Origin of the sequence: Aquimarina sp. I32.4, from assembly GCF_002924285.1 — a bacterium.
Taxonomy (GTDB): Bacteria; Bacteroidota; Bacteroidia; order Flavobacteriales; family Flavobacteriaceae; genus Aquimarina.
Genome location: NZ_PGUB01000029.1, coordinates 20761 through 37559, shown reverse-complemented (window position 1 = coordinate 37559; position 16799 = coordinate 20761). Strand labels below are relative to the sequence as shown.

The window sequence follows — 16799 nt, the reverse complement described above, 5'->3', positions numbered from 1 at the left end:
AAAAGTGAAGAGCGGTAACTCTTCACTATAATCGTAAAATTAATAAAAAAGGATTCATTAATTTATAAAATCACACAAAATTATGAAAAAAAAACCAAAAGTAACCTTTGGTTATAAAAAACTACCCATTAACCAACCCCTAGTAATGAAGCTAACTATCTCATTCTTTTTTTTTAGTATTCTTCAAGTTTTTGCTTACGATTCTTACTCACAAAATATAGTAACACTCGACGCTAAAAATATTTCACTAATCCATGTATTATCAGACATTGAAAAGCAAACAGACTTTTTATTTGTTTATAATCACAATACTATAGAAAAACATAAGGTTAGTATTAAAGTAAAAAATGAAAAACTGGAACATGTTTTATTTTTACTGTTAAAAAACAAAGGAATTAAATACAAAAAAATAAAAAAACAGCTTGTTTTTTATTCTGCAAAAGAAGATCTTAATACTCTTTTAAAAAAACTAGAGTATACAAAAGAAAATACCTCTAAAGATAAAAACACATCAGCATACCATACTATTTCTGCTACCATAAAAAAACCAATTATTCAAAAAAAGAAAATAGTAGGTAAAGTACTTACTAAAAACAATACGCCTTTACCAGGAGTATCTGTTATTATAAAAGGCACAAAAAAAGGGGTTACTACAGATTTTGACGGTGTATTTTCGATTACTTTACAACAAGATCAGAACATATTGATTTTCTCTTATCTAGGGTTTGAAACCAAGGAGGTAGATACTTCTAATTCAAAATATGTTACCATCATACTTAGTGAATCTACCAACGCTTTAGAAGAAGTAGTAGTAACTGGTTATCAAAAAATTAGTCCAGAGCGGGTAACTGGCGCTTTTCATAAAGTAACTAGTAAATCATTAGATAGAAAAATATCGCCTACCAATAGCCTAATTACCGAATTAGAAGGACAACTTACAGGTTTTCAACAAAACCTCGATCATGATAACCCAGACAGAGCTTTTCTTATACGAGGAGTTTCCAGTCTTTTAGGCCGTAATTCACCTCTATTTATAATAGATGGTTTTCCTATGGAAGCTTCTTCTATTGATGCACTCAACTCTAATCATATAGAAAGCGTTACTGTATTAAAAGATGCAGGAGCTGCTTCCATATATGGTAAGCAAGCATCAAATGGAGTTATTGTCATTGTAACCAAAAAAGGAAAAGAAGGAAAAGGAAAATTTAATTACCAATCCTCTATTTCTATTACCCCCAGACCCGACCTATCTTATCTTAATTATGCAGATACCAAAACGCATATAGAGTTAGAAAAACTTACCATTGATCAATTTATACAACCCTATATCGAACAAGGAATTCCCATAGATAGAGAAAGAGCAACTAGGTTTGGACTGACCTCTCCAGTTCATGTTACTACACTGAATCAAGCTCAAGGCTTAATAACTACAACACAATTAGAAAATCAATTGGCAAACTGGAAAAAAATAGATAACACTCAACAGTTTGAAGAGTTGTTTTACAAAAATCAATATTCTACCCAACATGATTTTAGCTTTTCAGGTGGTAGTAATACATCAAATTATCTAGCAGCTTTTAATTATGTGAAATCAGAGTTAAATACCTTAGAGAATGATGCAGAAAATTATCGCTTTTCATTCAACGGTAATCATCAACTGAGCAATAGAACTCAAATACGATTAATAGCCAATTACACAAAGAACAGTAGGAAGTATCTGAATATAAATTTATCCAACTTAACTAGTATACGACCCTATGAACTATTTGCTGATTCTCATAAAAATCCTTTAAGCATTTCTGGTATAGAATACACTAATGCCTCTATAAACAGAGATGGCAGAATCCCTGATGACATAGCAACTAATCTATTTGATCTCACCTATAAACCTTTGGAAGATGTTTACGAAACAGTTAATACATCAAACAATAATATATTCAGGGTTCAAGGCGGTTTAAATTATAAAATTAATGATTACCTCAATATCGATCTGGGCGGGGTATACGAAAAGAGTAATGCTACTTTTGACACGTATTATTCTGAAGATTCTTATGATATGCGACTATATTTTAATGCTTTCGCAGAATATAAAAATGATCAACTTACTTTTCATCTACCTACAACAGGAGGTAGACTCACTCAAAATAGTAATGATTCTGATCACTATACAACTAGAGTACAATTAAACTACAACTACACTTTGTTTGATAAACACAATATCAATGGATTGATTGGAACTGAGATTCGTGAAATCAGAAGAACCGACAGAGTTAATTCCTTATTTGGGTATGATCCAGAAACCAATACAAGTGGCATTGTAGATTTTAAACGATTATTTATTAATGGTATAGAATATTCTGCCATACTTCCAGAATATTACACTTCTGTAAACACAACATTTGATGAGCTTTATGCTAGATGGAGAATAGGAGATATTTTTTCTTATAATCAATTATTTTCCAATAATAAAAGTATTGTTAGAAACACATCGTTGTTTGGTAATTTATCATATACCTATCATAAAAGATACTCTCTTACTTCTAGTATACGAATTGATAATGACAATGTAATTTCTCAAAGCCCCAAATTTAAAAACTTACCTGTCTGGCATATTGGTGGATTATGGAATATTCATAACGAAAGTTTTTTTAATGTAGACTGGGTTAATAATCTAAAAATAAGATATACCTATGGTCTAACTGCCAATGCTTCTCCTCTATCCAATGGAGCTGGAATTTTCCTTCAAGGATTCAGAGGTACTTCAATCATATACAATCAAAAACCTACTTTTGATATTACTAGCCCTATCAATGCTGATTTACGTTTCGAATTCACCAAAAATCATAACTTGGGAATAGATTTCAGCCTATTTAACAACAAAATTAGTGCTTCATTAGATCTTTACAAAAAAAATACAGAACGCCTATTTGGTAATGGTCAAATTGACCCTACCAAAGGATTTTCCAATGTTTTATTAAACAATGGAATAATTAGTAATAAAGGTTTTGAAATTACAATGAACACAACCAATATTACTACTAATAATTTTTCATGGAATACCTCATTAGTATTTTCTCATAATAAAAATACAGTAGAAAAAGTAGACCACATCGAATCCACTTTTCATAGCAGACAAATACGTAATATGGTAAATGGTAGAGTTCCTGTAGAAGGCTATCCTGCAGACGCTATATTTAGCTATCAGTTCGCTGGTTTAGATTCCAATGATGGATTTATACTCATCAAAGATCAGGATGGCTTGGACTATAAAAACTTTTATTTTAGCCCGCATGATGGATATAATATTAATGACAAAGAACTTACCAAAGATGCACTAACCTATAGCGGAACACTAATCCCTATTTATAATGGTAGTATTACCAATAGATTACGATATAAAAACCTTGATCTATCATTTATGTTTGTTTACAGAGGAGGAAATAAATTTAGAGGAGAATACCTAGATAGGCGTGGTGGAAATTTACGCTATGATAGATCTACAGAAAGCGCATGGAGAAATCCTGGGGATGAAGCAAATACCAATATCACATCGATCCATAACAGAGATTACTTAAATATCCCAACAGGAGTTTTTGCAGATATCAATATACATGATGCAGATTTCATAAAACTTAGAGAGGTAATCTTATCGTATCAATTGAATCATGAGTTTTTGAAAAAAACACCTTTTACAGGTGTAGGTTTTAGTATACAAGGAAGGAATTTATGGTATTGGGCTGCCAATGACATTGGTATCGATCCAGAAGCATTCTCTACACAAAGAAGTGGACCTGGCAGAAGGCTTCTTCCTATTGAACCCACTTATACTTTTGGAATTAATATAACCTTTTAAAAAATGAAAAAATTAATATATCTCTTATCATACTTACTTTTGATAAGTTGCACCAACGATTTTCTTGACGAATTACCTACTACGGTAGTAACTCCTCAATTTATGGATGATTATGACCAGATGCTTAATAGTAGATCTGTTATAAGAGGAGTTGCTGATGAGTACTTGTATTTATCTGATAATTCATTTGAGGAAGTTTTCAGACCAGAATTTAGATCAAAACAGAGAGCTTATTTTTGGATAGATGAAATATATCAGGAAGATGAAATCCCAATACTATGGAATAACCCATATAAAAAGATATATACTTACAACGTGATTATAGCACAAGTAGAAACTTCTCAAGGCGGTACAGATACAGAAAAAAAGAAAATTAAAGCTGAAGCAATAGTTGGTAAAGCTTTTGATCTGTTTTATCTTGCCAATACATTCTGTAAGCAATACGATAAAACGACTGCCAGTACAGACCTAGGAATCCCTATTGTAAATTCAATAAGTGTCTCTGATTCTATCCCAGATAGAGGTACTTTACAAGAAGTATATGACTATATCACCAATTCTACCCATGAGGCGATTCCTTTTTTACCCGATGATAGCCCTGATGACAATTATAGAGCATCAAAATTGGCTGCCTATGGATTATTGGCAAGAGTATATTATTATATGTCTGAATACGCCAAAGCAGAAGAATTTGCAGAAAAAGTACTATCTATACGAAATCAGGTATATAACTTAAACACAACAACAGATTACAATACGATTCAACTTATCAATCATCAAGAAGAGTTCTATGCTCGTGTACTCGCTAATTCTGGAATTTATGGACCTAATTATTTTTATATTTCACAAGAACTTACAGATACCTATAATCTAAGCAATGACTTAAGGTTACATACAGATTCTGACAACACTAATGCTTATGCAACTCTAGAACCATTTGGTTTTACTGGATTGTATGAAAATAAAAAAGAATTGAATCTTGGATTCTCTGTACAAGAAATGTTGTTCATTCAGGCAGAAGCCAAAGCTCGATCAGGTAACCTATCAGAAGCAGTAAATATTATAAATAATTTTTTAAGAACAAGAATAGATACTTCAGGTTTTACTCCTTTTGTTTCTACTACCCAGGAAGAAGTAATTGACTGGATTACTATCGAGCGAAGAAAAGAATTATATTTTAGGGGGTTACGATGGTTTGACATGCGAAAATTATCAAAAGAAAATAAAATGCCCACGGTAAGCAGAACTTTTGAAAATTTTGAAACAGGAGCTATTAGTCCTTTCACACTTGAAGGTAATAGTAAAAAATACACCTTATTAATTCCTTCTCAGATTTTAGGTTTCAATCCCGATATGTCACAAAATGAAAGATAAAAAATTCAGTTAGTGAATTTTTATAAATGCCTATGCTTTGAATTTACAGAGCATAGGTTTCTTTTAACGCTAGTAATAATCTATACACAACAATATGTCACATAAAATAATCCAACTTCTATTCTTATGTGTTGTTTTTTCTACATGTTTTCAACAGAAAAAACATATACTTACAGGGAAAATTACTTCTTCTACGGCTCCAAAATACATGTATTTGCTAAAAGTAAATGAAAAGGACCAGTTTAAAGGGTTTAAAATTCTGGACTCTGCCAAAATACAAAATCATCAATTTCATTTTGATTTTCAATTAAAAAACGATTATGAAGTGTATACTGTCGGGTTCAAACCTTCGTATTCTAATAATGGAAACTACTATTATAATCGTGAAGAAAACCTACACAAAACTATTATTGTAAACAAAAAAGGAATACATATTGAAATTGGTAATGATTTTAAAGATATTGCTTTCAATGATCAATTAAATAAGGATTACAATATTTTACAAAAAGACCTTAAAACATTTACAGTTGATTTACATCCAGAATACCCTCCAATCTTAAAAGCTCAAAGTAAAGCAAGATATGAACAAGATAGTATTGCTATGAAAAAAAGCAATAAGCAATATTATCAATTGATAGACGATCTAAAGCAAGAAAAAAAAGTGTATCTGGAAAGATTTCTTAAAAAAAATAATCAAAACTTATTAGGATTGTATGTTTTTGAAAAACATCTGTTCGATTTGGTAAACAAACGTACAAAAGAAGATATTGACATACTACAAGACAAACTAACTTCTTTTAAAAACTACAATAACACTGATATCTATAACAGTCTGAATGCCAAAATAGTCAAATATGCACATTGCGCAATTGGTGGTACTTTTCCTAGACTAGAAGGAGATAATATTAACGATGAAATTGAAAAAATATCACAATACAAAGGAAAATATGTATTGCTGGATTTTTGGTTTAAAAACTGTAAACCTTGTAAGCTGGAAGTACCTTACCTTAAAAAATTACATGAAAAATATAAAGATAAAGGTCTTGTAATTATTAGTTATAGTATTGATGAGGGCAAATTCTGGAAAAAGACAGTTGCAGAAGAAAAAGAAATGAACTGGAAACATTTAAGTTCATTAAGCAATTCTTATACAAACGATATGACATACAGACTTTGTATAGAAGCTTTCCCTACTCTATACCTATTATCTCCAGAAGGAATCATACTAGAAAATAATTTACGACAAGAAAAATTATATCAAGCAGTATCTAAACGATTTGACAAAATGTAAGATATAAATCCTCTTAAAAAAGGTAGTATTAAGCAATACTGCCTTTTTATAAATAAACACACCTTACACATAAAATTCTGAAGTATGTTTAATCACCTTTAGAGAAAAAGTAGTATTCAAAACTCCTATATTATCAATCTTAGATAGCTTAGAACGCATAAACTCATGATACTCCTCAAGGCTAGGCATATTAATTTTTAATAAAAAATCTACTTGGCCAGCCATATGATAGCATTCCTGTACTTCTTTTAGGTTTTTTATTTGGTTTTCAAACTTATCAATGAATAATTCTCCATGAGACTGTAGAGATACTTGGCAATATGCAGTGATAGGTAAATCAATCATTTTTTTATTAACGATAGCTACATATTTCTCTATATACCCTTTTTGTTCTAATCGTTTAATTCGTTCATATATAGGAGACACTGTCAAATTCAAAAGATTCGCTATTTCTTTTGCTGTTTTTTTAGAATCTCGTTGAAGAATACGTAAAATGGTCTTATCTGTATTATCTAACATTTCCATAAATCTAAACTTTTAATCAACTATCAACAGTAAAAATACTTTTATTTTAAGAATATACAGATTTTTTTACTCCATAAAAAATATACAGATTTCTCATAACTATATCCTAAACATTAAAATAAATCAAAAAAAAACGAAAAAATTAAGAGTATTTTATATAAAAAAAACATTTTTAACAAAAATTAAAGTGCAAAAATCATTAAAAACATGTTTTTTAACACAAACTTCTTCTTCTTTTAACAAGAAAAAAAACTTATTTTTTTAAATAATTAACCCTAAAAAGAAAAAATAACCCCTATTTAGTACTTATAACATAAAAATCACTGATTTTAAATCCAAAATACAAATATTAATCTTCATATTATAAATTTGACAATAACATCTCTTAAAAAAACACAGATTGTTAATCTTCAAGAAATACAATTAAAAATAAAGAGTGTATCAAGGGAAATCAAAAGTCGAATTATTAACTAAATCAATTTCAATATGAAGAATAAATTAAAATATCTATTTTTTGTGTTTACCTTCATGTCTTTTTCTTCCACAATCATTGCTCAGGAAATCAAAGTCACAGGAAAAGTAACGGATGGTAATGGATTATTATTGCCAGGTGTAAATATTATTATAAAAAACACCACTACAGGAACACAAACCGATTTTGACGGAAACTATTCTTTAACACTCTCATCAGGAGAAACCTTAGTATTTAGTTATATAGGGATGGAAACTCAAAGTATTATAGCTCCTAGTTCAGGAACCTATGATGTTATCATGCAAGAAAACTCTAACGAACTAGAAGAAATTGTAGTCACTGGATACTCTAAACAATCTGTTAGAAATATTACAGGATCTGTTGCAGTAATCAAAGCAGAAGATCTTGCTGCTACCACACCTGTAGATCTAGAACAATCTTTACAAGGGCTAGCATCTGGAGTAACTGTAGGTTCTGAAGGAGGTCCTGGAGGAAGAGCCATGGTAAGAATACGTGGTTTTGGAACTATTAATAACAATGACCCCTTATATGTTATAGATGGTACCCCAACCACTACAGGGATTAATCAATTAAACCCTTCTGATATAGAGTCCATGCAGATACTAAAAGACGCATCATCTGCTGCTATTTATGGATTCAGAGCTGCAAATGGTGTTATTTTGATTACTACCAAAGGAGGAAAATACAATAGTAAAACCAAATTTACCTTCAACACCAGTATAGGAATAGATAATATTGCAAAATCTAATTTCCCCGACCTTTTATCTCCTCAAGAGAGCGCAAATGTAATTTGGGCACGATTTAACAATGACGGGGTTGCTCCTGCGCATCCTCAATATGGTACAGGAAACACCCCAATACTACCAAATTATCTAACTCCAGCTGGAGCAGACTCAGCAGACCTCTCAACATACGACGCTACAACAAATAAAATAACAAGAGCCAATAAAGCAGGAACAGATTGGTTTGATGAATATTTTAATGATGCTTTTGTGCAAAATTATAATCTAGGAGTATCTGGAGGTTCAGAAAATGCGAAATTCCATGTAGGAATGGGAGCATTAAAACAAGAAGGGGTTGCATTACATACGTCTTACAATCGATATACTTTACGAGCAAACTCAGAATTCAAAGTTACCAATACTTTTAGAATTGGGGAATCATTTAACTTATCATATTCAGACAAAGTAGGCTCTGCAGGAAATCAATCTACAGCAGGAGACATATCATTCTTATACAGAGCACAGCCAATTATCCCAGTATATGATATAGCTGGCAACTATGCAGGACCACAAAGCCCAGGATTAGGAAACGGGATTAACCCTGTAGCCAGTGCTACAAGAAATAGAAATAATCTAACTAGAAGATATCGTACAATAGGTAATGTGTATGCCGAATTGGATTTCTTAAAAGATTTTACTTTCAAAACTAATATGGGAGTTGATTATGACAATACCAATAGTTCATTTTTTACCTTTCTCAACCCTGAAGTTGCAGAGCCAAATACCGTTAATCGATTAAGAGAAGATAATTTTTATACGATCTCATCTACATGGTATAATACTTTAAGCTATTCAAAGAACATAGGCAACCACTCATTTGATGCTGTATTAGGAACAGAAGCACACAAAATAAATTCCTAAGAGCTTCAAGAACAAGCTTTCTTATAGACAATCTTGATTACAGATATATTGACAGAGGAGAACAAACAAGAGATAATAGAGGTTACGGAGGAAAAAGTGCATACTTCTCTAGTTTTGGTAAGTTAGATTATAGTTACAATGATAAATACCTCCTTTCATTCTCATTACGAAGGGATGCTACTTCAAAATTTGCACGTAATAATAGATCTGATTACTTTCCTTCATATAGCGCAGCATGGAGAGTATCTAATGAAGGTTTTATGAAAAATATTTCTTTTATCAGTGATCTAAAAATAAAAGCAGGATACGGAGAGTTAGGAAACGAAAGCATCCCACAAGGTAGAATATTCAGTCAATACATTAATGACGATGATAGAAATTATGACTTAAGAGGAAGTAATTCCGTCATATCTTCGGGTTATAGCTTGTATATAATAGGTAATCCAGATCTAGAATGGGAAACCACTACAACAAAAAACATTGGAATTGATGCAGCTTTATTCAACAATAAACTCACATTAGGCTTTGAATACTACAACTCATTAACAGAAAATTTATTGATTCAGGATCAAGCAGATATAACACTCATAGGTAATGCCCAAGCAAAATATATCAACGCTGGATCTGTAGAAAACAAAGGGTTTGATTTTTCATTAGGCTATCAAGATCAAATCAATGATAACTTAAAATATTATGCCACTGTCAACGTATCATCATACAAAAACACGGTAAAAGAACTATCTGACAATCCTGATCATTTTTTAACAGGAAATTTAGCTAGAGAAACCAGACCATCAAGAACACAAGCTGGTCAACCTATTGCTTCTTTTCACGGATTTATTATCGATGGTATTATCCAAAATGAAGCAGAACGCAATGCAACAGGAGATTACTTAGGAAAAGATATAGGAACATTTAAATACAGAGATATCAATAATGATGGGGTGATCAATGATGATGACAGAGATTTTATAGGAAGTCCACATCCCGATTTTACCTATAGTGCAAATATGGGATTAGAGTACAAAAATTTTGATTTCACCGTATTCTTTCAAGGAAGTCAAGGAAATGATATCTATAATTTCACCAAGTTTTTTACAGACTTCAATAGTTTTCCTGGAGGAAAAAGCAGAGACTACTTAAATTCATGGAGCCCAACTAATACTGGAGGTAAATTACCTCAACTTTCTAACAACCCAGCAGAACATTATTCTAGTGCTAGTAGTTATTATATAGAAGATGGGTCATACCTACGATTAAAGAATATTCAACTTGGATACAACCTCCCAGAATCAGTACTATCAAAACTAAATATCACAAAGCTCAGATTCTTTATTCAGGCAAAAAATTTATACACCTGGACAAAATATTCTGGATTAGACCCAGAAATCAATTTACAACAATATGGTGGTGGCGACTCTGTGAATCTAGATATAGGTATTGATAGAGGAGCTTATCCTGTAGCAAGAACCTTTATAATGGGAGTCAATCTCACTCTGTAACACAAAATGATCTGAAAAATGAGAAAACATCACTCATTAGAAACAGCAAAAAAATTAAAAAACAAACAGATGAAAAAAGTAATCTTATTTATACTCACAACACTAGCTCTGATTTCTTGCGAAAAAGAGTTAGACATTAATCCACAAGGAGCTCTTGTAGAAAGTGTAATAGAATTTGACAAAAAATGGGTAGACCAACAACTAATCAGTGCCTATGCTATTTTAGATGGAAATCCTGGGTATTTCTGGGCACCAGCTTCTAATTGGGCTTTAGGAGACGTAGCTTCCGATGATTTTCATAAAGGATCTTCTATAGATGACCAACCACAATTAAATGATGTAGAGCGTTTTTCTTCGGGAACCACCAATATATATTTATCCAGAAAATGGGAATCTTTGTATGAAGGTATTTCCAGAACAAATCAAACATTAGTATCAATCGATAAAGCAATAGAAGAAGGTACCTCAAAAGAAGACCTTGTTATCTTGGGTGCAGAAGCACGATTTCTAAGAGCACATTACCATATGGATGCAAAAAAAATATGGAATAACATTCCTTTTATGAAAGAAGGCTTGATTGCTACTCCACCAAATGACACTGATATCTGGCCCTCAATAGAAGAAGATCTGATATATGCCTCAGAAAACCTTCCTGAAAACCAAGAAGACCCAGGCAGGGCAACCTCATGGGTAGCAAAAGCATATCTTGCAAAAGCACATATGTTTCAAAATGATTACCAAAGTGCACGACCAATTCTAGATAATATTATAAATGAAGGTCCTTTTCAGTTGGTATCTATCTATCATGATAACTTTAATGGAGATAAAAACAATAATTCAGAATCTGTATTTGCTGTTCAAAACTCTGTAAATGATGGAGGTGATGGTTTTATAAACGGTAACAGAGGTAATAGACTTAATCACCCATATGCCTCTGATGCTCCTGGAGGAGGATGCTGTGGTTTTTTTCAACCAAGTCAAAATCTAGTAAATGCATTCAAAACTGGAGCAGACGGACTACCTCTTTTAGATACTTTTAATGACATTGATGTTACCAGTGATCAAGGAATCACATCAGATATTCCTTTTACTCCTTACATAGGAAATCTTGACCCAAGATTAGATTGGACTGTTGGTAGAAGAGGAATCGAATATCTAGAATGGGGACCTATGCCTGGATCAAGATGGATCAGAGATCAATCAAATGGAGGCCCATATGTTGGTAAAAAGCATGAAGTACTAAAATCACAAGAAGGTTCTATTTCTGCCACGGGATTCCCTCAATACAACGCGATAAACACCCCTCTTATACGATATTCTGATGTATTGTTATGGAGAGCAGAAATTTATGCAGACGATGGACAATTAACTGATGCTATGAATCTAGTAAACAGAATAAGAGCAAGAGCGGCAAACCCTAATGGTTTTGTCAAAAACTCAGATGGGACTCCTGCAGCAAACTATGTAATTAGTGAGTACACCACATTTCCAGATAAAGAATACGCTATCAAAGCAGTACGCTTTGAGCGACGATTAGAATTAGCATCAGAGGGACATCGATTTTTTGACCTCGTGCGCTGGGGGATCGCTCCACAAGTATTAAATAAATATATCAATGAAGAATCATCAAAACGAGTGTACCTTAATGGAGCTAATTTTACCTCTCAAAAAAATGAGTATTACCCTATTCCACTAGATGCTATTAACTCATCAGAAGGTGCTTTAAAACAAAACTCAGGATATTAATCAACTAATAACTTGTTATTTGACTTATTGAATTAGTTATTATTTTTTGTTTTTAGTTACGAAGACAGAATCGGTTTTTCAGATTCTGTCTTTCGTATTAAATTATTATAAAACACCTGTTGTGAGTTTTAAAACTAATACTATAAAATAGTGTAAACACAAGCTCTATAGTCTAAGCTATTTTCATATGAAATCATCAATCCATTTCTTACAAAAAACACTATTCAATCTCAAAATAAAAAGATCATGAATTGTCTTACCATAAAAAAAGTATTCCTACTATTTAGTATAGGAATCATAGGAATACAATGTTCTCACGAGGAAATAAAAGAGCCTACAGATTATGTGGATGTTTTTATCGGCACAAAGTCACCAGGACATACATTTCCTGGTCCTACATTACCCTTTGGAATGGTACAATTAAGCCCCGATACAAGGAATGATCATACAAGTTGGCCCGCTTGTGCTGGATATGATTATACAGATACATCGATTATAGGATTTACACATACTCACCTTTCAGGAACTGGAGTTCCTGATCTGGGAGACATCCTATTCATACCCACAACTGGTGACATACAGCATCAATCTGGATCTGCCGAAAACCCAGATTCAGGATACCGATCAAGGTATCATCATGAACAAGAATTCGCAACACCTGGCTATTACTCTGTACTTCTTTCCGATTATAATATAAAAGCAGAACTAACAACTACAAAACGAATTGGAGTACATAGATATACATATCCTAAAGCACAAAAAACAAATATTATTATAGACCTAGAACATCGTGATCCTGTCATAGAATCATCATTAAAAATCATTAGTGATACAGAGATTGCGGGATACAGAAGGTCAAAAGCATGGACGGGAAACCAACGCCAGTATTTTGCTGCAAAATTTTCTAAACCAATACGATCCTATGAAATCTTAAACGGAGACAAAATAGCAACTACTGGTTCAGATTTTATTAGCAAAAAAATAATAGCTGCTCTCAATTTTGACAGTTCAGAAGATCAACTACTCGTAAAAGTAGCACTATCTGCAGTGAGTATAAAAGGAGCACAACAAAATCTAGAGAAAGAGCTTACACATTGGGATTTTGACAAAGTCAAAAATGAAGCAAAAAAAACTTGGAATACTTCACTAAGTAAAATAGAGATAGATGACCCCAATGAAGATAAAAAAGAAATCTTTTATACTGCTCTATACCATAGTTTACTTACTCCTAATCTATATAATGATGTAGATGGTCAATATCGAGGTATGGATGACAAAATTCATAAAGCAGAGGGGTTTAACAACTACACAGTCTTTTCTCTTTGGGATACTTTTAGAGGACTACATCCTTTACTCACCATTATAGAACCAGATGTAACCAGAGATATTGTAGTCACATTACAGAAAAAACATGAACAATTTGGTGAAATCCCCATGTGGGAGCTTGCTGCAAACGATACTCGATGTATGATAGGGTATCATGGTGTTTCTGTAATAACCGATGCCTACCTAAAAGGAATTACAAATATAGATGTAGAAAAAACACTACAAGCTATGATAGAAAGCGCAAATGTAAAAAAGCGAGGAATCAATTATTATACAGAACTAGGGTATGTCCCCTCAAACAAAAATAGTCAATCTGTATCCAAGACATTAGAATATGCCTATGATGACTGGTGTATTGCACAAATGGCCAAAGCACTAAACAAAACTGATATCTATAATGAGTACTCCCGTAGAGCACGTTTTTTTGTAAACCTATACGACCAACAAACTGGTTTTATGCGCCCCAGATATTCCAATCGTACATGGTATGAAGATTTCAACCCTACCTCTGTAGAAAAAACATATAACTTTAACTTTACAGAAGGAAACTCCTATCAATACAGCCTATTTGTACCTCATGACATTGCTAGTATCATAGAACTCGTAGGCGGAGATGATAACTTCAACCAATGGCTAGACACTCTTTTCTCTAAAAATTTTGATGAAGAAATAAGCGATGATTCTGATGTTTCAGGCTTACTAGGTCAATACTCGCACGGTAACGAGCCTAGCCATCATCTTGCTTATTTATATAATTATGCAGGAACCCCTTGGAAATCACAAAAAACCATTCACAAAATACTCGATGAGATGTATACTTCTGAACCTGATGGATTATGTGGTAATGATGATTGTGGACAAATGTCTGCTTGGTATGTATTAAGTAGTTTAGGTTTTTACTCTGTTACCCCAGGAGCTCCTGAATATGTAATAGGAAGCCCAACTTTTGAAAAAGCTACTATCAACCTTGACAATGGTAAAACTTTTACTATAAAAGCTAATAATGCAAATAAAGAAAATATTTACTTTTCATCCTTAAAACTGAACGGACAAGAATATCCGAACACATACCTCAGACATGAGGATATTTTAAAAGGTGGTGAATTGGTATTCGAAATGACAAATACTCCAAATAAAAAATGGGGAGTCGATTCAACAAATCGTCCTATGTCTGACACCCAAAAAACAGTTAGTATTCCGTATCTTACATCTGATTACACATCATTTCTAGACTCTAAAACAATTACCTTAGGTTGTGATACCAAAGATGCAGAAATATACTATACTATTGATGGAAGCGAACCTACAAAAAAGAGTCCCAAATACATAGTTCCTTTTGAAATCAAATCATCTACTACTCTGAAAATGAAATCCTATAAAAATGGATTAATCTCAAGCTACACCCCTTCTATTTTTTTAGAAAAACTACAAAGTATAGATCGTCAAAAACTTAAAAACAATTTAAAAAATGGCTTATCATACAAATACTACGAAGGTATTTTTAGATCTGTTTATGACTTCTCAGCAGAAAAACCAATAAAAAAAGGTAAAGTCAGTACCATTAATATAAAGCCTAGATTGAGAAATGAGTGGATCGGATTTGAGTTTGATGGTTTTATCAATATTCCAAAAGATGGAATATATAACTTTGAAATAGCCGCCAACGATGGTGCTCAATTACTAATTGATGATAAAGAATTATTTGAAAGTGACGGCAGAAAATCTTTTAGTTTTACTCAAAAAAATAATATCATTCTATCCACTGGATTACATAAATTTACTGTCAAGTACTTTCAATGTTCTGACAATATCGGTTTGAAAGTATTATGGAGTGGTCCCGATTTTGAGAAAAAGGAAATAGACCCTTCTAGCCTTTTTCATATTTCTAACTCTAAAAAAAATAACCAATTATAGAATATGCTATATTCAAAACTAATAATAACCAGAATTCTATTTACTCTAAAAAAACACCCAAAAACGCTATGAAAAAAATCATAAAAACAATAAAAATCACATAAATAACATCCTAATCACTCGTATTAAAAAACTCAAATAAAACAAAAAACAAACAACTAATTGTACTATAAAAAATGATATTAGGAGTAGATATAGGAGGTAGTCATATTACGGTTGCACGTATTGATTCACAAAGTCATAATATACCCGACTCAAACATAATTTCTAGCAGTATAAACAGTACTGCTCAAGCCAGTAAAATTATTGATCAATGGATCCATGTCTTGCAAAAAAGTATGGATCCTATTGACAAAGAGTCTCTAGAAGGAATTTGTATCGCAATGCCTGGTCCATTTGATTATCAACAAGGAATTTTTGCTTATAAAATGGAACATAAATATACCGCTCTATATGGGTTAAACATAAAAGAGATTATCACCAAACGATTGGCATTATCAAAATCAATACCAGTACGTTTTTATAACGATGCTGCCTGTTTTGGTATTGGTGAATTCTGGAAAGGAAAACTAAAATCAATAGAAAAAACAATAGGTATAACCCTAGGCACAGGTTTTGGAGCTACTTTTCTATCAAATGGATTACCAATACTTACAGGAAAAGGCGTTCCCGAAAACGGAGAATTATACAATATAGTCTTCAAAGAAGGAATCGCAGATGAATATTTCTCTACTCGTTGGTTTATAAAAAAATATTATGAAAAAACAGGAGTTTCTATAAACGGAGTAAAAGATTTAATTCATGTGACAGCATCAAAAATTATAGTAAATGAAATATTTAAAAAGTTCTCTCTAAATCTAGCAACCTTCTTATCTCCATGGCTAAAGGGATATGATACAGATGCAATTGTAATTGGTGGAAACATTGCAAAAGCATGGGATTTTTTTGCAGAAGACTTACAAAAAGAACTAGAAAATCAAGGATGCTTTACCAAAATATATCAAAGTGATTTGAGAGAAAAAGCTATATTATTAGGGAGTGCCCGATTGGTAGATGAAATATTCTACAAAAAACTCCATTTTCAATCAAAAAAAACAGAAATACCTAACTAAATGAAATATCTATCTTTAAT

The 16799-nt window shown here is 32.2% G+C and carries 9 protein-coding genes; 8 read left to right on the top strand and 1 reads right to left on the bottom strand.

All coding sequences use genetic code 11. The features are described from left to right. The first annotated feature begins 82 nt into the window (after positions 1 to 82). The 3 genes from CVD18_RS08655 to CVD18_RS08645 all read left to right on the top strand — a co-directional run bounded on the left by CVD18_RS08655 (position 83) and on the right by CVD18_RS08645 (position 6518). Complete coding sequence (locus tag CVD18_RS08655; RefSeq protein WP_103865046.1) at positions 83 to 3853, top strand: SusC/RagA family TonB-linked outer membrane protein; 3771 nt, start codon at positions 83 to 85, stop codon at positions 3851 to 3853. Between the two features lie 3 nt (positions 3854 to 3856). Next, entirely contained in the window at positions 3857 to 5227 is a 1371-nt protein-coding gene (locus tag CVD18_RS08650; RefSeq protein ID WP_103865045.1) for a RagB/SusD family nutrient uptake outer membrane protein, read from the top strand. A gap of 94 nt (positions 5228 to 5321) precedes the next feature. Continuing rightward, positions 5322 to 6518 carry a TlpA disulfide reductase family protein gene (locus CVD18_RS08645; protein WP_103865044.1) on the top strand — a complete coding sequence of 399 codons (1197 nt, stop codon included), beginning with the start codon at positions 5322 to 5324 and terminating at the stop codon, positions 6516 to 6518. Between the two features lie 63 nt (positions 6519 to 6581). Here CVD18_RS08645 and CVD18_RS08640 read toward each other — a convergent pair whose 3' ends face one another. Beyond that, a complete protein-coding gene (locus tag CVD18_RS08640; RefSeq protein WP_103865043.1) occupies positions 6582 to 7043 on the bottom strand; it encodes an Lrp/AsnC family transcriptional regulator in 462 nt (153 codons plus the stop codon). A 486-nt stretch (positions 7044 to 7529) separates the two neighbouring features. Here CVD18_RS08640 and CVD18_RS23340 point away from each other — a divergent pair, with 486 nt between their 5' ends. From CVD18_RS23340 to CVD18_RS08615, 5 genes are all read left to right on the top strand, one after another. Then, entirely contained in the window at positions 7530 to 9179 is a 1650-nt protein-coding gene (locus CVD18_RS23340; protein ID WP_103865042.1) for a SusC/RagA family TonB-linked outer membrane protein, read from the top strand. Continuing rightward, complete coding sequence (locus CVD18_RS23335; RefSeq protein ID WP_103865041.1) at positions 9146 to 10681, top strand: SusC/RagA family TonB-linked outer membrane protein; 1536 nt, start codon at positions 9146 to 9148, stop codon at positions 10679 to 10681. The genes CVD18_RS23340 and CVD18_RS23335 overlap by 34 nt, the downstream gene beginning before the upstream one ends. Before the next feature lie 69 nt (positions 10682 to 10750). Beyond that, positions 10751 to 12427 (top strand): RagB/SusD family nutrient uptake outer membrane protein, encoded by a 1677-nt coding sequence (locus CVD18_RS08625; protein WP_103865053.1) that lies wholly within the window; start codon positions 10751 to 10753, stop codon positions 12425 to 12427. A 246-nt stretch (positions 12428 to 12673) separates the two neighbouring features. Then, entirely contained in the window at positions 12674 to 15667 is a 2994-nt protein-coding gene (locus CVD18_RS08620; RefSeq protein ID WP_103865040.1) for a GH92 family glycosyl hydrolase, read from the top strand. Positions 15668 to 15843: 176 nt separating this feature from the next. Next, a complete protein-coding gene (locus CVD18_RS08615) occupies positions 15844 to 16779 on the top strand; it encodes an ROK family protein (RefSeq protein ID WP_103865039.1) in 936 nt (311 codons plus the stop codon). The last annotated feature ends 20 nt before the right edge of the window (positions 16780 to 16799 follow it).